This is a genomic window from Oceanococcus sp. HetDA_MAG_MS8 (assembly GCA_019192445.1).
Taxonomy (GTDB): Bacteria; Pseudomonadota; Gammaproteobacteria; order Nevskiales; family Oceanococcaceae; genus MS8.
Map to the genome: position 1 here is coordinate 176,016 of JAHCMK010000002.1, position 20,203 is coordinate 196,218.

The window sequence follows — 20,203 nt, forward strand, 5'->3', positions numbered from 1 at the left end:
TGACGTCCGGGCCAACCGACCGAGAACATTTTCTTGGGCCCACAACAAAAACACCGAAGCCAATTTGACATCCGCGTAAATTCATGGCCTTAAACCTCCACATTCCGCCTGTGGTAACTGTGAACCACGCGCCGCCCGAACACGAGCAAAACACCAAACATGCCACCCAACATTCCGCCCAACACCACAATAAGGGCTCGCTTAGGCTTCGCCCGCTGCTCAGGCGCATATGCCGGGTCGACCACTCGGAAAACGTAATCATCGCGAACTTGGGCCAGCATAATGGTTTGTGTTTGAGACTCGATGAGCCTGTAGAGCGTTGCTTTCATATCAACGTTCGTAGTTTGAGAGAGTTGCGCTTGCAGGTAGGCCATAGACTTCTCCGCCTCCTGCACGTCCTTTTTGCGAAGAATGGAATTCAGTTTGGCTACCAACATGTTCGCCCACTTTGCAGCAAGCTCCGGGTCGGACCACTCAACGGTTAGCGTCACAGCCCCAGACTGCTTGTCGGTTGCAATTAAACGTAGTTCTTGGAACTCCTTGACGGCGTCTTGCAACGTTGGAGTTTCTTGCTCATCTGCGTTCCAAGCCTGAGCCTCTGCGTTCCACTGCTCCGCGAAGAGTATGGGCAGGAGGTCATTTTCTTGGATGAATGCGGCGGAGAATTGAAAACTCTCCAGAATTTCGAGGGCCGTTGCTGTGTCGTTTCCGCCTGTAGGGATGTTAATGCCAGCTAAGGAAGCGAGCCCGCCGAACTGTCCAGCTAAGGCACTAAGGCCGCCTCCGCCATTTCCAGATTCAGCAGGCACCATCACGACTTTGGCTTGGTAGGTTTCTTCTGCGGTTAGGGCGTAAATGACGGCGCTTAAGGTACAGAGTAGACCGGCCACAATAATCAACCACTTCCCCTCCCAGAGAATATCCATAAGCTCAAACAGATCAATCTCATCGTCATCCGCACGCCAATGGCCAGGAGCATAGTCTTGCGACGCTGCGTTGGCATGCATGGAGTCCGCAGGAAGATCCCGTTGGGTATCTGAAGAGGGTCCAGCCATCAGAGCACACCAACGGCATTAAATGCCGCAAGCGTAACCGCAATTTGCGAAATTACCTGTGTCACTGCGCTCACAATAGTAATCGGCGCGATCGGCGTAGCGTCTACCGGCACTACAACCACATCACCCGGGTAAATTCGTGGCGACGGCCGAAAGATGCCATTGGCCAGGGGCTCCACCGCCCCGTTGACACGCACTACGAAACCGCGTTTTTCGTCCGCCAGCCGGGTACTCCCACCGGACAGACGAATGAAATCCTTGGCACGGTGGCCGGGCTGCCAGCGATGGGACGTTGGGAACTGCACTTCTCCCGTGACGGTGACGCTTTGGGGCCGCCTGGGTATAACAATAGTGTCACCATCCTCCAGCACGATTGGTGAGGGCGTGTTCCCGCTCAGCTGCGCATCGAAGTCAATGACCAAGCGGCCAACCGCAGGATAAGCGGCCAGCTCGTCCAACAACGTTCTTATGGCAGATAAGGCCTCTACGCCAAAGGCTTTATCATCCGCTTGCGTTAACGCGGCCGTCGTGAGATCACCGCGCAGCCTTTGTTTTAGACGGTCCACTTGCTTTTGCTCTTTTTCTTGCAAGGACACACGGGTGAACACTACGCCGGGGGTGTAAGCGTCTGGGGATAAGCCACCAGCTCGCTGCAGTAACTGCGCCAAAGTGGTGTTCCGGCCAACAGCATAGCTGCCGGGGTAAAGCACTTCACCTTGAATATCGACTGTGCGTATGTCTTGTATGCCAGGCACAAGACGCACCGCTACGGTATCGCCGCCGCGGATAGTGACCGTTCGGAGCTGCTCGTCCGCCAGCCGAACAATCACCGTGTCTGCACGCGGGTCGGTGGTGACACGCTGGGGCGCCCTTGTGATTTCTACAAAACCCTTTTCAGCCTCAAAAGAGAGGCCACCGGCGGCTCTCAAGACATCTGCAACACGTGCGCTTGTATTATCCAGGGGCATGGCGCCCGGGAAGCGGACGGCCCCCACAACACTCACCACTGCCGGCCTACGATCTACGGTAGAAAGTGCAGTAACGCGGTCCGCCAGTTCCGCCATCCGCTCTAATCTTGAGGCCAGCTCAGTCTCTTCTTCTACAATCTGTGTATCAGGTTTTAATGGGCGCTGACCAGACTCGGCTTGCTGCCGCGAGCCGCTCTCGTCATTGTCTATTGCAGGCGATGGTTCTGGCAGTTGGGCTGGTCTACCTCCATCAGCGCCTAAGGTCGCCGGCACTTCTTGTTGCGGGGCAATGCTTCCAGCCGGCCCAACTGTGGAATCGACGACTGCAAGGCCATTTTTTCCGCCAGCAGATGCTGGACCGGTTTCTTCCTCCGGGTTCTTAGAGGGAGCCAACTCAAAAACATGCACCTCATCCCCAGGCAGTATTCGTATGTTGGCCCCTGGTTCATTAGCAAAGGCTTGTCTAGGGTTCACGTACACAGCTTTGAGACCGCTCCCACCTTCAATACGACGCAATACGAGCGCGAAACCTAAATCCGTGCCTGGCTTCAAGTCTTGTGGGGAGCGAACAATATCGGTAAAGCGCGTTTGGCGGCCTACAGGATAGGAACCAGGCCAGATGGCTGGCCCAATTAACTTCACAGCAGCTTCATTCACATCCGCCGCTGAGAGAATCCGCAGGGTATCCCCATTTTGAACCACCGCCGTGGAGTCGACTCCTTGTTCGGCAGGAATCAGCTGACGAAAGCCATTAAGAATTCGCTCAATGGCTACTCGGTCTTGTACGGCGCCGGGCTTTGGGCCACCTGCCGTACGAATAACCTTAGTTACAGTGCTTGTGTCGCCCAATAATTCATATCGAGCGGGGCGCTGTACGGCACCATCTACAGATACTGTGGCGCCAACAGGGGGTACAAAGACCACATCACCTGCTTGCAGGCGCTCGTCGTTTGAGCTGTCGCCGTTGAGCAATAACTCGTACAAATCCAAGGTGGACACCGTATTCCCGCTGCGCTTGAGGAGCACCCTGCGCAGGCTGCCGGTCGTGGCGACGCCACCGCTTACATACAACGCCTGCGTCATTGTGGCGAGGGCGCTCACCGTATAGGAACCGGGGTTGTTGACATCTCCAGCAACGAACACGCGAATATTGCGCAGCTCGCCCATCTCTACAAAGGCCTGCAGCCCGAGCTTAGCGGCGCTTATACGTTCCTGAATAGCCACTTTGGCTTCAGCAAACCGTAAGCCCGCTAGATTGAGGGGACCTATGGTCGGGAGGAAAACGCTGCCGCTGCGGCTGATAAAGAGCGAATGCTCAGCGGCTTCCGTCCCGGTATAGCGCAGAAGAATTTCGTCACCAGGGCCCAGCACATAGTCGGCTGGTATGGGCACATCGGATACAGGCGCAAAGGTGGTTGAGACTCCGGCAAAAAATTCATAGCCAAAAGGCTTTAACCCTGTGTTGCCATCCCGCTGATCTGCATTGTTAGTGCTTCGCTCTGGCTGATCGCCTTGCTGACGAAGCACCACAGGCGCCCCTTCTGGTGGCGGCGTGCTTTCGGGCTGTAAGCCCGGCACCACATCACGCAACAAGGCGCCCCGCTGATCCTCAGACAAAGAGTTCAGCAAGGAGGCTTGCCCCCAGGCCAAGAGCGGGGCTAACCCCAACACCATGGCAACAACTAGGCCTGCAATCCGCTGCATAGAGGAGCCGCCTAACTTGGCGATAGCATCAACAAAACGGTTCATGAACGATGGTCGGTTGCAGCCAAGCTCTTGGGCCTGACCCTGCCGCTATGGCAGTAGAGGTTTGTAGGTTGGCGCACGTTTTTGTCGGCGCTGCACTTTGTGATAGTCACGCCAAGTTGCCCCTCGCCATAAGCGCAGCAACCCAATCACGTGCCAGTAAGCACGGCGTGGGTTACGGCGTGAGTCGCGGCGCGGGCGGTGATATGCGGCGAGCACTGGCGTTCGTACCACTTGCAGCTGATGCAGCCAGCAGCGCAGGCTCAGCTCGATATCTTCGGCATACATACGGAAGTTTTCGTCAAAGCCCCCCAGGCCCAGCCAAGTTTCACGTTTGACTGCGAGAAACAGCCCGGCCAGCCATGGAACAGCTTGCGTCTTGCTTTGCGGGGGAATGCCATCGCATTGCCGAGCAAGAATGCGCCGCGCAATGTGCCAGATGGACGGAGCGGGCCGAGCGTGATCGGCATACTGAGCGCGATAGCAACCAATGCTTGGCGCAGCCACGCCCACATGGGCTTTGTTGAGCTCTTTAGCCAAGCCATCGAAGGGGTCTTGCACCCAGTCCAAGTCGGGGTCTAGCAAGGCTACAAAATCATGCTTTGCGAGCTCAACCGCTTTGTTGTGGTTAGCCGCAAAACTTTGCGGAACACTGTTGCGAACGATCTGTACTGGCCCCGGCCACATACCCACGTCGGGGGCAGCCTCACTGGGAAGATTCAAGGTAAGAATGAGTTCAGCGTGCTGCATAGACGGCAGCTCGGCGAGCTGCACCAGCTGCCGCTGAATTTCGTCCCCGTGCCCATGACTGATCATGGATACGGTCCAGTTTGACCGCCTTTGCATCAAATTCTGACCAATACGCCCGCCGCTACCGCGATCTGGTACACCACTTCTACGATGTCTTTACTGAGCTGGAAACGCTTTTGGTCTATGCGCGGCAAAACCAGGATTTCATCTCCTGGGCTTACCGACGACCTCCCGAACCAACCCCCGGTTTTAGCAAATTGTACCGCTCCACTGGGCTTCATGACCAATACCCGGTCTTGAGCTCCCCCTTGGGTAAACCCACCGGCCAAATCGATGTAATCCAATATGGACGATTTTCGGCTCCAGGAGAAGGATGCGGGCAGGTATACCTCCCCGTATACGCTCACCAACTGGGAGTTACGGGGAATGCGAATTTCATCACTCGCTTCAAGAATAATGCGGTCCAGTTGCGCGTCATCACGCAGCACCACCTGGCCCTTGGGCTCAACCTGCTGAGCACGCTCAACAAATTGCAAAATAAGCTGCGCCTCTTGAGCTCGCAAGCTAGCTTCTTCGCGGGTGTTCGACCTGGCTGTGAGTACCGACTCCTCCAGCTTGCGCAGCATTTGCTCGATCACCTCGCCCTGCCGCTCAGCCAAAGACCGCCGGTAGAGCTGCACCTGATTCAAGTTGCTCAGCGGCGTGCTTTGCACCTTGATGAGCGCGTCGGCCAATGAGGCCCCATAAGGCAAAATCACCTGACTATGCCCTTGGTGCTCGCCGGTAATTCGCACCACGATGGTCCCGTCGGGGCGATCGGCGTACACGTCAATTTCGTCGCCAGCGGCCACGTTGACGGCCGCCAAATCTGCGCTCAACTCGTAAACAAAAGACTCTACCTGCGCACCCGCTCGGCGCGTCACTCGCACATGAGTCGCTTCACCACGGACCTGCGCCAGGGCAAGTAGGGCCTGCAGCGACTCCTCAGGCAACATCTCAAAGCGGCGCTCCCAAGCAACCATCCCTTGGACTGTCACCAAATTTTTTGCCGGGGCGACAAAAATGGTGTCGCCATCACGAAGCTGGATGAGCGGCATCTCGCCCTGATGAAGAAACTGATACAGGTCGACAACCGCAATGCTACGGCCCGCTCGCTTAACCTCAACATAGCGGTAGCTTCCCGCCTCGGGCGACACTCCGCCGGCGCGGTCGAGGAAGTGCAACAAGCTGTCTGATGCGCTTGCGCCATAAAGGCCAGGCCGCTCGACATTGCCTCCCACGAACACTTTGACAGGCTCAGCATTTGCCAGTGAGGCATACACGCCAACCTCTTCACGGAACACCCGCCGCAACTGCGATTTCAACACTTTGTTGAGATCACCGTTGCGCACCCCAGCGACAGCGATGGGGCCCAGTCGGGGCACAAACATACGCCCTTGGCTATCCACATCTAGAACCGCCGCGAAATCAAAGCCCCCCCAAAAACGCAGGTCGACGCGATCACCTGGTCCTAAAACATAATCCGGGTTGAACTGGATAAAGCTCTGCTTTGCAAACTCTCCCCGGAACAGCCATTGGCCGTAACGGTCCGACTCTACCGGGGCGTACTCTTGGGGGGCGACTGAGGCATCAACCTCCGTCGCGCTCGTCGGCAATTGCCCAGTCGGGCCTGGCAAATTGATGGGCGCTGGTCGGTTAGCAAGAGCGGCCGCAGCGGCCGCCTCAAGATCTCCCAAACCAGGCGGTATGCGTGTCTGAGCCTGTGCGGTGCTCAATAACAGCTCGCCAACGGTCACGGCCGCAACGAGAACCACACCAGTGACAATGGAAATACGCATCAGTCTGTGTGTTCCATAACAGCGGCATGTACCAATCGCAGGAGAAAATACGCCACATGCAGCCCCAAAAACGCCAACAGAATGTGGCGGAGAACATCAGGATACTGAGGAGAATCGGGCAGATGCGGCGGATCAATTTGAACAACGAATTTCCCCTTACGACTCGCCTCCAGGCGTGTAGTCTCCAGCGTTTGCAGCCCTATTTTGTAAATATCTGCCGCCAACTCTGCACTGAGCTGGGCCTCTTTGAAGTTCACCAGCTTACGGTTCAGGCCAGTGCGCGATTCATCTTGGTACTGCCCAGTTTGGCGCCGCCTTTCCCGCGAAATTTGTTCATCAATGGCCTGAATCTGTGAACGAGTAGCGACCACATCAGGGGCATCATCGTTCAGGTAGGTCTGCATCGTGCTGAGCTCGGTCTCGAGGGCTGCTTTACGTGCTTGCAGGCCGCCAAGAATTTCCATGGACGCCATGGCCTCAGCCTCGGGGTTCAATGTATCTGCCTGCGCCTGGAAACGCATAAGATTCTCCGCAGCCTCTTTAACCCGCTCGTGTGCACGCTCCAATTCTCCCTCCACAAAGGAAATCTGAGTACGCGCTAAGTTCTGTGAAACATCATTAATGAACCTCTCACTGGAGTCCACAATATCGGCCAGCACCCTCTGCGCAAATTCCGGTGCATAGGCTTGAAACTCCACAGAGAGAATCTGAGAGTCTGGATCGATATCGATGATCAAATACTGGCGGTAGAGGTCCAGCACATCGTCAATACCCGCATCGTCGCCTAAGCGAGTTAGCCAATCCAAAGATGAGTCAGCCCAATGTCCACGCAGGTCATGACGGGCATCGAGCTCCATGAAGAGCCGCTGAGAGTGCAGAAAACTTTGCACCAGCAGGGCGTCTGTCTGTTCGGCACTGCTCCCCAAGCTGAGCAAGCCCAAGTCTAAACTCGGCACAGCCGACAAGGTGTCGTCCTGTTCTACCGACAAGGTAGTGCGGCTGGCGAAACGAGGCGTCTGCCAAACACCGACATAGAACACGATGAGGAAAAAAGGAAGCAAAACGCCAAAGGTGTACCCCCTTGGTAGAGCACGCCAACGGGTCAGGATGGGGTTTGAGTATCGTTCTCGTAGCACGCTATAGCGTCATTGATGTCTGGGAAGAAAGTCGCAGCTCCATCTCGTAGATAAAGACCCGCGTCGCAATCGCGCTTGAGGAGGCCCAGAGAGTGGCCAACTATGAGGAACGAAGCACTGCTCTTCCTCTCGTCCATGAGTTGGCTAGCGCGCTCTCTGTAGCGTTTATCGCCAACCGCCCCGAGCTCGTCGAATAAGTATAGGTCGTATTCAAAGGCCATGTTGAGGGCGAAGTTGAGGCGGGCGCGCATTCCACTCGAATACGTATTCACAGGCCGATCGAAGAAGCGGCCTAGCCCTGCTATGTCTTCAATGGCCGCAATACGATCGTGCATCTCTGTTCCGCGGAGCCCAAACACCCTGCACACGAATTTGGCATTGTCACGCGCGGTAAGAATAGGAATCACGCCACCGGACAGGCCCTGCGGCGGCGACGGCGTTCCGTTGACGAAAACGCTACCTCTATCCGGCCGCTCCATTCCTCCAATCAGCCGCATCAATGTTGATTTCCCGGCTCCGTTGCGACCGATCACACCAACGTTGAAGCCCTTCGGAATCGAAAAACTTAAATTCGAGAAGACCTGTGAACGACCGAAGCCCTGGGTTAAGTACGATTTCGCCACATTGCGTAGCTCGACTTGGGGCTGGTCCGGAGATGGGCTAGGGCTGCTGGAACTGGTCACGGTAGCGGTGGTAGAGCGAGAGGGCAACGAGAAGAAATGCGCTGGAGCACCCAAGAGCGTAGCTAATGCTTCCTGGGGACACGTATTCACGAAGTGCGGCGCCGCGGGCCAAATCCACAAGATGCAGTACGGGGTTCCAGACCAGATATTTTTCGGCCCCCCAGGGGATCATTTCCATGGTGAAGAAGAGCCCGGAAATGAACAGCATGGGCCTCATGAGGTTCGCAAACACACGCCTCGCGTCAGGCACCAGTGTCGAAGTGAGTTCTGTGAACAGGCCGAAGCTCAGCCCCAATACAAGCATGCAGAGTAAATAAAAAAGCACTCCCAGCGGGTCATCAATGACGACCGAGTTACCGACCAACCACCAGACGAACACTGCCAAAACACCTACCAACATCAACACTGACCACTCGATCAGCACCCGCGCGACCACAATATCAATAGGTTGGATTTGCCGATAACTAAGCAACCCCTTAGACACCTTGATTGCATTGTTACAGGCATTTGCAGGCTGGCTGAACATAAAGAACGCGAGTACGCCCCAGAAGAAGAACTCTGCAGCTGTCACGCCTGCTATGGGAACAGATTTATCCAGAATTACGCCGCGGATCAACACTAACAGAACAAGAATAATGGCTGGATCCGCCACCGCCCAGACAAGCCCCAAGCGCGTAGTGAAGTATCGGCTCTTCAGCTCCCGCAGCATAAAGGCCGACACGGAGCCTATGAATACTGCCCACGATGAGCGGGGTTGTGCTCGGCTCACGATCTCCGCCCCGTGCAAACACACCCGGAACGGGCATTGGACCAGATCATCCGCTGTTGAGGGGTTTCGCCAACGTCGCTGTCAAGCTTGATCATAGGCCTGCCTCAGCAACTGCCCAGACTCATCAGCCATGGTTCTCCACACACTGTATGTGGGGTCAGATTGTGCATCGGTATACCAGCGCTTACGTATCGTTTTCGCCTCAAGCGCCAACCTTTTGGATTTTTTGAAGCTGGCATCTTGCCCTCGCGACACAGACTCATGATGAATCAACCGAGCGTGGGGGGTGTATAAATTAGTGTAGCCCGCTGCGTTCACTCGCAAGCAAAAATCCACGTCGTTAAAGGCAACGGCAAGCTCGTCTTCGTCCCACGGGCCGCACTCCAACCACACCTCTCTACGCACCAATAAGCAAGCTGCGGTCACAGCCAGCTTTCGTGATAAGCGGTTTAGCTCCCCCATGTACCCAGGGTCGTCATGACCGCGCCAACGACCCAGATGCCCGGCGATTCCACCAAGCCCCACGGTGACGCCAGCATGCTGAATACGGCCATCTGGATAGACAAGCTTCGCCCCCACACAGCCCACTTCGGGTTCACTCGCCAAGGCCAGCATGTGCTCAAGCCAGCCTGCATCGACGGCCTCAATGTCATTGTTTAAACACAGCACAAAATCATGGTGGCAATGCTGGATGCCCACGTTCATGAGCGCGGAATAATTAAACTCGCCTGGGGCTCGCACAATACGATGGCCAGCCGCACTCAGCTCCTCAAAATAGGCCTGGGTCTCCGCCTCGACGGAGTCGTTATCGAGAATCACCCAACGCAGCTCACACCGAGTCGTGTTGCTCACGCTACGCACGCACTGGCGCAGCAAATCTGCGCGATCACGCGTCGGCACGATCACATCAATAACTGGCAGTTTTCCCTGGTAGTTCGCAACCTTGGGCTCCTCCATGCGCACCTCCCATGGACCATTTGCGAGAGGCTTGGCAATGTGAGTAACCGCATGCGGCGGCAAGCAATACAGCAGCCGGCTCAGAGCGCGCTCCCAGCTAACCTCACCGTGCTGACAAAATTGCGGCAACAAGTCCGCAAGGTCATCTGTTCTCAGAGCCACCAAACCAGGGAAAGACAGATTGCTGCGAAAGGCCCAAAGGTCAAACGAAGGAAAGGCGTAATACTCACTCCACTTGGTTTGCCCGACACGCCCATTGACCTGATCACCATAAATCGCACGTGCATGAGAATGCATGGCAGCGCATAGCTCCGAAAAACTGCGCGTCAGCGGCCGACAGCTGGGAGCCCACATTAAGCACCAGGACGCCTGCATCGCCTGTGCTTGCTCAAGCCTCTGCAGAACAGTAGCGGCATCATTTGTCCACTGCCACGCGGCCACCATGGCCCCCTGTGGCTCGCCCCATGGCAAAAGATCACCGTCAGAGGCTAGGCAAAACTCTGTAGACCAGAAATCTCCGCCACGACCACCCCAGTCAGACGATGGCTCCGGAGTCTTCAATGGCTCCACGCTTTTGTGTACGGAACCCTGTCGCTCCCTCGAAAGAAGATTAAGCACCAGTCTCGCCAGTTTCCGCACTGCCCATGGAACCATATAGCTTCGCAGGCGAAAAAACCGGTAGATATCTCGCCATACAGGGTCTTGCTTGGCAGTAACAGTGAAAGCTGTATCTGGCGAGCACAGCTTGGATACTGCGAGCTCTAGAGCCTGCGTCCCTGGCGGAAGCGTCGGAGTCCAGACAGCGCGTCTTCGTAGATCGATGAGGCTGCCTCGGAACACACACGCGATGTGCTCCTGGTCCCTGTTCAAGGCGTACATTTGAATACCAGCCGGCAGGGTGTTGGCGTAAGCGGCAAGCTCAAGGTGCACCCGCACTCGTTTCGGGAACAACCCCACCCGCGCGGTTGGAATGACTCTGGTCACAGTGAAGGCATCCGTTGAGCACGGCTCAACCTGGGCTGGCGCGGCCTGTGCAGGGAGCGTCTTTAGATGTCCCGGAGACATGCCTAACTCGCTCCCTCAAACAGCCGCTTCATATATTCGGAGCCCTCTTCAGGGTTGAGCACAACATTTTGGTTGAGCGTCCAATCATCCCCGCAGTAACCCAGTTGCTCCAATATGGGCTGCAATACCGGGCGATAAAAGGCTTCATCTGCCGTCGTAAACCAGTCTCGCCAGTTATCGAAACGGCGCGACCGCGCCACCCTGGCCAGACTCGCATCCACCTGAGCAGCGGCATTCACGCGCACGCCAAGGTATTCCTCCAGTGCCTGAAAATCTTCACGGATCAGGTCTTCGTAGTGGAATAGCTGTATCGAAGCACGCAGCCTTTGCAGCAAGCCCAGAAGTGGCTCATAGGAGTTTTTCGCCCAGGAGGTGGCATCGGCTCTGCCCTCCAGCCGATGGAATGGCATCGCTTCGGGTTTGGCTTCCTTTCGCTGAGTCCTTTGCAAAGCCCGAGCAAAAGCCTCAGCACTCGGATGATGATTCTTAAACCAGCGGTAGAAAAAGGCGCTAATGAGCTGATCACGAGGGTCACGCACAATCCAAACAACACGATCATAAAGACCAACGATGGATTCAAGCTCATGAGGGCGGCGCGGCTGAACGACCGTTTTCGCCACCACGCGCCCGAGCTTTCGGGCGATGCGCTTGTGTTCAGAGATACTGTTCTGGCCTTGTGCTCCACCCGGCTCGAAACAAATGCGCGCAGATGGCTCCCCCTGGGCAATACGATAAGTCAGCACGCTGGTGCCGCTCTTGGGCATACCCAAGACCAAAGTCTTCTGACCAAACACTACTGATGAATCCGTGGAGCCGCAGTCTGCTTTAGTTGTCGTAGGCAACGAGTGCCCGACGTAAAGCTGCATAAGCCATGAGGTACGCCACCATAATGCCCACACACAAAGCCTGCAGAGCACTGGTGGAGTCGCTTAGCAATACCGCCAACACGGCTAAACCTGCAGAGACTAAAGTGAGGATCACCGTTGTAAGCCAGTTCGCACGCAGCTTAGAGGCCTCATAGCGACACTCCAACCACACACACAGCAGCGAATGAAGGTGCAAATAGTCGGGGTCGCTAAAGCGTGTGCCTTCAATAATTATCCGGCGCATGATCGTGAACAGTGTTTCGAAGATTGGAAGCGCAGCAAGCACAACGAAGACCCATGGCGATAAATCCGGAATCGACTGGCTGAGAACAACGGATACCACCGCGACGCAAAAGCCCAAAAAGTAGGCGCCAGAGTCCCCCAGAAACAATCTGGCCGCCGGGAAATTGAACACGGAGAAACCCAGGATCGCCCCGATCAGCCACAGCACTTGCTGGGCAAGATCTAACAGACCTGCACGCCAACAGATGACGACGCTGGCGAGTAGTGCTACCTGAGCGATTCCCACGGCAAGACCATTCTTGCCATCGATGATGTTGAAGGACTGGGTTACCCCTGCGATGCAAAAGCTTGCGACAATGACAGACATCACCGGAACCTGTATCAGGCTGTCGAGGAGGCCGAAGTCATAGCGCGGGATGGCCACATCAAAGCCGAGAACCGCAATGAGGGCCGAGCCAAAGCAAGCCGCATAGCGGAAGAATGGTCCTACTCGCCCCCACAAATCCTCTGCAGCCGAGAGTAAGAATGCGGGCAGGAAGCTCGCTGTCACAATAAGGAGGACCTGCATTGGTAACTGCGCGAGCCACCCCAGGACTACCACCCAGACGGCGCTGGCGAAGATTGCAATGCCACCCAGTCGCGAGATATCCCCATCGTGAATGTGTTGCGGGTGAGCCTCCGGGGTTGTGACGATGGCTGCCGCAAAGAACCGCGACAAAAAGAAGCGGCATAGGGCGTAGCTCATGAACCAGCTCGATAACGCCACAGAAGCGGTAGACCAAATTTCGTAAGAAGGCACAGTCGGTGGGTTTCGCCGTTCGCGAGCTGTTGAGCGTTTAAAAGTGCGAAAGGTTACCATCCCACTGGCATTCACAAATAGATTTTCACCCCCAAAGCACACCGTGGGGCGTGTGTAGACGCGGGAAACTTGGGACGGTCCTTAGACCATCGCGCGAAATATATGGCAGCAAATACTGTTGGGAAGAACTCCCCCATAGACGCTGATCGCGTCGCATTGGTCATACTCGGCATGCACCGTAGCGGAACATCTGCGCTTACCCGGGTGCTGTCTTTGCTTGGTGCTCAACTACCGAGCCAGCTGATGCCACCCGTCCAGGGCAACAATGACCTGGGCTTTTGGGAGTCTGAGCGAGTAAAGGAGCTCAATGATGCTCTTCTGCGCGAATGCGGCTCTTCTTGGGATGACTGGACAAGCCTGCGCCTACCTATGGCTGGTCAACAGCGCGAGGAATGGACCTCCAAAGCAGCACAAGTGTTGGTGGAAGAGTTCGGCCACGCAGACTCCATCGTACTCAAGGATCCGCGCGTAAGCCGCACTTATCCTATCTGGCGAACAGCTTTAGAACGAAGGTCTTTCGAGGTCATTTGCATTATCGCGCTGCGTCATCCGCGAGAAGTGGCCGCATCAATCCATTCCCGAGATGGCTATTCGCTAGAAGAGGGTTGCTTGCTGTGGCTAGAGCACACCCTCGCAGCAGAGCGCCACAGCCGTGATGCCACTTCAAGAAGCTTCGTAAAATACGATGATCTCCTCGCGGACTGGCGGTCGGCTATCGCTCAGATTAGTGAGTCTGCCCCTGAAGGGTTACTGCAGGCCGACGAGGACGCAGCAAAGGCCATTGACGGTTTCCTCAAACCCTCCGCGAGACACCATCAATCCACGGATCTCGATCCTGTTCGCGCAGACATTGCAGCCCTGGTTATGCGCACTTGGGACATTGTGAGCGAACTTGCCGTCAAGCCTTTCACGACCGATCAGCGAAATGAGCTCGACCTGATATGGACGGAGCTCAGCGCCATTAGGGAACCCGCTCAAGCATCGCGTTATCGCCAAATAGATCGGCAGGCCGCGCGACTGAATCAGCAAAACAAGACGCTGGCCCAAGAGCTTGCACTTAAACAAAGTCTGCTCACGGACAAGCGAGAGCTCCAAGAAAAGCTCGAAAACCGCATCGCCAAAGTTAGCCAGCTTGAGACTTTGGCTCAGGAGCGACAACGCGAAATTCACAAACTCGAGCAACGGCTTAATGAGGCACAGCGTACCCGCGAGACCATTGAGAGCGACTTGCGATCCTCAGCGGCAAACCTGCAAGACAAACTGACCAGCCGTATAGCGAAAGTCAGCCAACTCGAAACTCTTGCCCAACAGCGCTCACTAGAACTACAGGATTGGCGAAAGAAACACGCAGACACGCAGCACAGACTGAAGAAAGCTGAACAAGATATTCATGCGGCGTTGGCGCAGCTTGCCCACGCTGCGCAGAGAAACGAAGTCACTCCGCCTGCGTTCAATGAGCCCGACGCCCAAATAACTCAGGCAACAAACTGGCTGGTGAATCACTGGGATGACGCCTCGCAGCGACTTTGCGCCGCTCAACAGCAGCAGGAGCAATTACAACAGCGCTTGGATCACTTAGAAGAGCAGACCGAACTTTTCAAACAGCAAAGCCGCGCAACTGAAAAACGGCTTATCGATGCTGAGGCCGCGCTTCGTAAACGCGTCGCCGAATTTGAAGCGGCACTTGAAAAAAGCCGGACGCAAAACACCGAGCTGGAGAGCAAACTGGAGTCTTCACAGCAGCGCCTGAAAGTTCTAGCACAGAGCTTAGACCATAAGAATGCGGAAGCCCGTTTGCTGCACCGAGCGCGGCGGCATACCGCCGGCGCAGTGAGTCTGGCAAAGCTTCATCAGTCTGTGCGCTCTTCCAAGCCTCAATCCACCGCGCATAAGGTCACTATGCTGGCCCGCCTGGGCAGACGCTTGTTGCAACGGTCAGCGTTTGGGCTGGAACTCACACAAGCCCTGCGCAAATCTCTACTTGCTCAGGCGAAAGTGATCGTGCGCGCCTCTGCTTTCGATGGCGATTGGTATGGTCAGTATCATGATCTGCCGCAAAGCCTGTCCGAAGACGCAGCCCTGCTGCACTGGCTGTTAATCGGCTGGCGTGAGGGTCGAGACCCCCATCCTGTATTTGCGACAAGCTGGTACCTGAAGAACAACCCAGACGTGAGGGAGTCAGAGCAGAACCCCCTGGTTCACTACCTTACATTTGGGATTGAAGAAGGCCGTCGTGCGAGCCCGCTCTTTGATGATGCGTACTATGCAGAAAAACACTCGGACATCCGGTCTGCAGGCCTCAACCCCTGGACGCACTATGTGGCGCATGGCATGCATGAGGAACGCGAGCCGCATGGCCTGATTAATCCGCGCTGGTACCGAGACCATTACCGTATTGATGAGGACACCAATGCGCTTAAACACTATTTGCTTGTTGGTAGTGACTTAGGGTTTTCCCCGAGCCCTTTCTTTGATTCGCTGTGGTACCTCAAACGATACCCTGACGTGGCGAAGGCAGAGATTCATCCTCTTTGGCACTTTCTTTGCCATGGGCAGCTCGAAGGACGCAAAACATCCGCTCGTGATCGCTCCCTCGCGCGGGCCAACCAAGGGCGCGAAGCCACATCACGGCCACACATTCCAGACCCCGCGCCAAACCTAGCCGCAAACTACTCATATACGCCCGGCAACCTTGAACTCGACCCCAGTAAGCAGACGGTGCTCGTGTGTGCGCACGCGGCGAACTCGGAGCTCTATGGCGGGGAACGCAGCTTCTTAGAGATCCTGCATTTACTGCGGGACACTGCTTACCAAGCTTTGGTGCTCTTGCCAAAACCCAACCCCGAGTACATCCAGCTTTTGCTCGACCACTGTGTGGGCGTTGCGACGGTTCCCTACCGCTACAACCGGCAAGGCACTGAAGCCAACAAATCATCCGTTGCGCAAATTATGGCGTTAATGGTCGAGCATAGAGTTCGACTTGTGCATGTCAACACCATTGTTGTTCGCGAACCTCTGTTAGCAGCGGCACGATTAGGCTTGCCACGCCTCACGCATGTGCGGGAGTCGTTGCGGAACGATCGTTGGATGACGGAGATGCTGGCAAGTAGCAGCGATGCGGCACTTGATGAAGTGCAGAGTCACACTGATGCGATTATTGCCAACTCTGAGGTTACCGCCAAGGAATTCTTCAAAACTGACTCCACCTTCACAGTCCCCAACACCTTTGACATGGCAGCCTTGGACCTGAGCAATGACTGTGACAGTGGAGCAATTTATGTGGGGATGCTGAGCAGTAACCTGCCCAAAAAAGGCATCGAGGATTTCGCTCAGCTGGCAAAGTCCTGCAGCCAACTCAACCCCAAGATGCGGTTTCGCTTAATTGGCCCACTGAATGAGCACACCCAGAAGCTAGTCCAGCGACAAAAAGCAGGTGAACTGAGCCAGAACCTCGAGTTCTGCGGTTACATCGCCAACCCCATCGACGCTTTGAAGCTGGTTAACGTGGTCGTGAATTTCTCTCACTTCGCCGAATCATTCGGCCGCACGGTTGTTGAAGCCCAAGCAGCCCGTAGACCGGTCATTGTGTATGACCTTGGAGCGCCTAAAACACTGATTGATAACGGGCGCACAGGGTATGCGCTGCCTGTGGGCCATTGGCACGACGCTATTGCCATACTCCAAAGGTGGGAAGCGGACCGCGACTCCATGGTTGCAGCTGGCGAAAGCGCACGCGATTACGTCGTGCCACGATTTGGTCGAGAGCATGGGCAAGCCGCTTTGCAACAAGCCTACGACACCATGCTGCAGCGGCTGCCGCCCCGCCAAGATGCACGCGGTAGAACCGACACCTACGCTGTTTCCCCCAGATATTCAGCCCAGCATTTCAAGCCGCGCGCAGTCGAACGGCTGGCCTACTTCTGCTGGCACTTCCCCGTGCCATCGGAAACCTTTGTGCTCAATGAGCTGCGTGAGCTCGTACAGCGCGGTGTAGACGTGTTGGTCTACTGCCGACAAATTCCGCATAAAGACTTTGAGCCTGACTTCCCCATCTCTTGGGAACGCGTTGCCAACGCCGAAGAATTGGCCGACAAACTCATCGAAACCGGTCGCCAGCATGTACATGCGCACTTCGTGTATCCCACGGTGACCGATATGGTGTGGCCCGCCTGCCAGAAGGCCGGACTACCATTTACCTTCATTGCTCACGCTCAAGACATTTTTAAGTACGAGAATGACAAACGCAATCGCATCGCGGAGATTGCAGCAGACCCGCTGTGTTTGAAGATTTGCGTGCTGGGCGACTTCCACCATGCGTACCTCACCCGCAGAGGAGTCCCACCGAACAAACTTCTTATCAACCCCAACGCCGTCGATTTTTCGCCCTTTGCTTTCAAGGACCGCAGCCAGCGAGCCGTGACGCGCTCGGTTGTCGCAGTCCATCGCTTCACTGCAAAGAAAGGCTTAGACATTCTCATCCAAGCAGCGCCTTTGCTCTTGGACGATGACATAGCGATTCACCTGTACGGATACGGAGAACAAGAAGAGTTGCTCAAGGCCGCTGCAGCAGATATTGGATGTCACAACATTCATTTTCGCGGGGCGCTACGAGGTGCCGATGCCGTCGCCGACGCCATACAGTCCCATGATGCTTTCATAGCCCCTTCAGTCCGAACTGACACCGGGGATATGGACGGAATCCCCACATCGGTCATCGAAGCAATGGCGCTCGGCGTGCCGGTTGTCACCACCAACATCGCCAGTATTCCCTCGGTGGCCATCGATGGCGTCACAGCCTATGTCGCTGAATCAGGAGACCCGCAGAGCCTTGCCCAAGCCATTCGACGAGCAGTCAATGCAGGCCCAGCGGAGCGCAAAGCACTCGCCGCAGCTGCGCGCGCAAAAGTGGAAAAACGCCATAATGTGTCTCGCACAGTCGATGTGCTGCAGCGCGTGTGGGAGGACCAGCCCATCGATCTTGTGATTGTGAGTTGGAATAATCTTGAAGAGCTGCGCGAGGTTGTATCCCGCATATTTCGCTACACAAAAACTCCGTTTCACCTCAGCATCTGTGATAACGCCAGCCAACCCGATGTGCTGCAGTGGCTGAGTGCTCTACAGCTGAACAATGACAACGTCAGCATCATATTTCGCGACGAGAACAGCTACGTGGGCCCCGGAACCAACGCCGCGATGAGCGTCGGCCAAGCGCAGGCTGTGGTGTACTTCTGCGGACGGGAAGGTTTTTGTCTCGCCGAAGGCTGGGAAACTGAAGTGTTGGAGCAGTTCCAGAGCAAACCGAAGGCAGGCCTTATTGGAAGCCTAGGCTATAGCCCAACTTACCTGCATGGCAAAGATATGGCGTCCGGCGTTCCACTCTTTGCAAAGTTTCGGAACCCGGAATTTGCTGAACAGAACCCTGAGCGTGAGTTTTTCCATGTGCAAGGCGGCTTATTCGCCATGCGACGCGACATGGTCAATGAGATCGGCGGGTTTAGCGAAGATGTCCCACATAGCTATACCGATGTTGAGTACAGCTACTATGTGGAAAGCTGTGGTTGGGAGCTTGGCTCCGTGCCGGGTTTGCTGGCCCTGTTCAATAAAACGCGGCCCGACTTTTGGTCCAGGGTTGATGAAACCGTCAAGGTTATCCACCCGCCGACGTTAAAAGACTTGCCCCTGTTGCAGAAAATCGCAGACAACGCCACGAAATTCTGCAATGTCTGCAATTGGGCTGGTCCGGAGTTTGACCATAACCAGGGCTGCCCGGCATGTGGATCCACACCCGGACATCGCAGCTTGTATCGCTATCTTGCGGAAAGTACCTTGAGCTATCGACGTCTCCCAGCACTGTGGGTTGGAGACAATCGCTGCTTAGAGCCATACTGGACTCCATCCTTCCAAGGTCAACAACTGTCCCTGGAAGACGCGCGCAAGCAGATCGCTAGTAAGGGTTTGGATACAGCGAGTGAGCGCTTGGAGTTCATTGCCATAGAGTCGAGCCTACTCTCGCCCAAAAACACGCGGCAGAAAGTTATCGATGAACTCATCCGAACGCTGAAACCGTCGGGACAGCTTTGTATCCTCTCGGGCGATTCCAACTCTGGGAACTCCTCCAACCTCAAAGCTCTACTCGACCACCCTCGCCTGGAGGCTCTGGAGCCCATTTGTTACCGCAGCGCGGTGGTCCAGTTCTCCACCGCGGACGTGGCTTTGCTTAGAAAACGCCAACCCAATTAACAACCGTAATGCCCCCCTCACACAACCTTCCTGAACCCAATTTGGTCATCCTCGGAGCCCAAAAGTCCGGCACGACCAGTCTTTACCACTACCTGAAGGTCCACCCCGATATCTTCATGGCAAGCCCGGTTAAGGAACCAGGCTACTACTTAGGCGACGACAGAGCGAAAATCTTCTGGGAACGAATGGGGCAGCCTATAGAGTCACGCGAACAGCTGCTCAGAGAGCGGATGCTCCAGGGTTATCAGGGAGAGCGTTGGTTCGGCGATGCCTCTACGTATTACACCATTGGAATGCGGTCTCAAAAATTCAACATCCCAAAGCGGATGGCGTCAGCGCACGCGGATATGAAGCTGATTTACATCATGCGCGACCCGGTGGAGCGTGTCCTCTCAAACTACCGTCACCTCCAAACTCGAGGCACCTATGAGGGAAGTTTTGAGGCGTTCCTGCAAACCCATGAGGGCAAGGCTGCCGTCCGCACAAGCTGCTACCACTTTCAGCTTACGCAGTATTTAAAGTATTTCCCGAAAGAGCAGTTTTTAGTTCTGCAGTTCGAAGCGCTCACTAAAGAGCCTCAGGCTGAGATGCAACGCATTTGTCATTTTCTAGACATATGCGCTCCCAACTCCGCTGCCACTTACAAGGCACATAATGAGTCAGCTGAATACACTCATAAGACTGGGTTGATTTCTGAGGAAGATGAGATAAGGGTCCGCCGCATGCTCGGAAGTGACATGCGCCAACTTTTTGCCACCTGGCAATTACGCAGAGACCTCTGGAGAAAATCGCTCGCCACTAGGTGAAGAGAAACAACTCTCCACGATGGGTTTGGTATGTGGCAGAGGACGACAAATAGAATAGAAGAATGTATGCTGTTTCTATGTGCTGAAGTGGGCAAAAGGAACAGAAGCTTGCGCCTTTTCTTACACCCATACGCCACGACGAACTGAGGGCGCGACAAGCAGCCCGAATCTCTACTAAATCGCTGTTTGCTCCACGGGGAAGCTTACGGTTACTCTTCGCGA

At 55.5% G+C, this 20,203-nt stretch carries 12 protein-coding genes; 2 read left to right on the plus strand and 10 right to left on the minus strand.

The annotated features are described in order from the left end of the window. Nucleotides 1-89: 89 nt before the first annotated feature. From KI787_03645 to KI787_03690, 10 genes are all read right to left on the minus strand, one after another. The gene (locus KI787_03645) at nucleotides 90-1,055 is read right to left on the minus strand and encodes a hypothetical protein (GenBank protein ID MBV6629027.1); all 966 of its coding nucleotides are present in this window, start codon (nucleotides 1,053-1,055) and stop codon (nucleotides 90-92) included. After that, a complete protein-coding gene (locus KI787_03650) occupies nucleotides 1,055-3,772 on the minus strand; it encodes an SLBB domain-containing protein (GenBank protein MBV6629028.1) in 2,718 nt (905 codons plus the stop codon). Before KI787_03650 ends, KI787_03645 begins: the two co-directional genes overlap by 1 nt. 45 nt (nucleotides 3,773-3,817) lie before the next feature. After that, on the minus strand, nucleotides 3,818-4,585 hold the full coding sequence (locus KI787_03655; protein MBV6629029.1) for a glycosyltransferase family 2 protein: 768 nt from the start codon (nucleotides 4,583-4,585) through the stop codon (nucleotides 3,818-3,820). A gap of 29 nt (nucleotides 4,586-4,614) precedes the next feature. Further along, nucleotides 4,615-6,357 (minus strand): SLBB domain-containing protein, encoded by a 1,743-nt coding sequence (locus KI787_03660; protein ID MBV6629030.1) that lies wholly within the window; start codon nucleotides 6,355-6,357, stop codon nucleotides 4,615-4,617. After that, nucleotides 6,357-7,493 (minus strand): hypothetical protein, encoded by a 1,137-nt coding sequence (locus tag KI787_03665; GenBank protein ID MBV6629031.1) that lies wholly within the window; start codon nucleotides 7,491-7,493, stop codon nucleotides 6,357-6,359. Before KI787_03665 ends, KI787_03660 begins: the two co-directional genes overlap by 1 nt. Next, nucleotides 7,460-8,176 carry an ABC transporter ATP-binding protein gene (locus tag KI787_03670; protein ID MBV6629032.1) on the minus strand — a complete coding sequence of 239 codons (717 nt, stop codon included), beginning with the start codon at nucleotides 8,174-8,176 and terminating at the stop codon, nucleotides 7,460-7,462. Before KI787_03670 ends, KI787_03665 begins: the two co-directional genes overlap by 34 nt. Then, nucleotides 8,154-8,945 (minus strand): ABC transporter permease, encoded by a 792-nt coding sequence (locus tag KI787_03675; GenBank protein MBV6629033.1) that lies wholly within the window; start codon nucleotides 8,943-8,945, stop codon nucleotides 8,154-8,156. Before KI787_03675 ends, KI787_03670 begins: the two co-directional genes overlap by 23 nt. 81 nt (nucleotides 8,946-9,026) lie before the next feature. Continuing rightward, complete coding sequence (locus KI787_03680) at nucleotides 9,027-10,199, minus strand: glycosyltransferase family 2 protein (GenBank protein MBV6629034.1); 1,173 nt, start codon at nucleotides 10,197-10,199, stop codon at nucleotides 9,027-9,029. A gap of 770 nt (nucleotides 10,200-10,969) precedes the next feature. Next, nucleotides 10,970-11,761, minus strand: coding sequence for a sulfotransferase domain-containing protein (locus KI787_03685; protein ID MBV6629035.1), 792 nt, complete (start codon nucleotides 11,759-11,761; stop codon nucleotides 10,970-10,972). A gap of 31 nt (nucleotides 11,762-11,792) precedes the next feature. Further along, entirely contained in the window at nucleotides 11,793-12,821 is a 1,029-nt protein-coding gene (locus KI787_03690) for a glycosyltransferase family 4 protein (protein MBV6629036.1), read from the minus strand. Nucleotides 12,822-13,037: 216 nt separating this feature from the next. Here KI787_03690 and KI787_03695 point away from each other — a divergent pair, with 216 nt between their 5' ends. Both KI787_03695 and KI787_03700 read left to right on the plus strand, forming a co-directional pair. After that, nucleotides 13,038-19,175 carry a glycosyltransferase gene (locus tag KI787_03695; protein MBV6629037.1) on the plus strand — a complete coding sequence of 2,046 codons (6,138 nt, stop codon included), beginning with the start codon at nucleotides 13,038-13,040 and terminating at the stop codon, nucleotides 19,173-19,175. Nucleotides 19,176-19,183: 8 nt separating this feature from the next. Further along, nucleotides 19,184-19,981 (plus strand): sulfotransferase, encoded by a 798-nt coding sequence (locus KI787_03700; protein MBV6629038.1) that lies wholly within the window; start codon nucleotides 19,184-19,186, stop codon nucleotides 19,979-19,981. Nucleotides 19,982-20,203 lie beyond the last annotated feature (222 nt).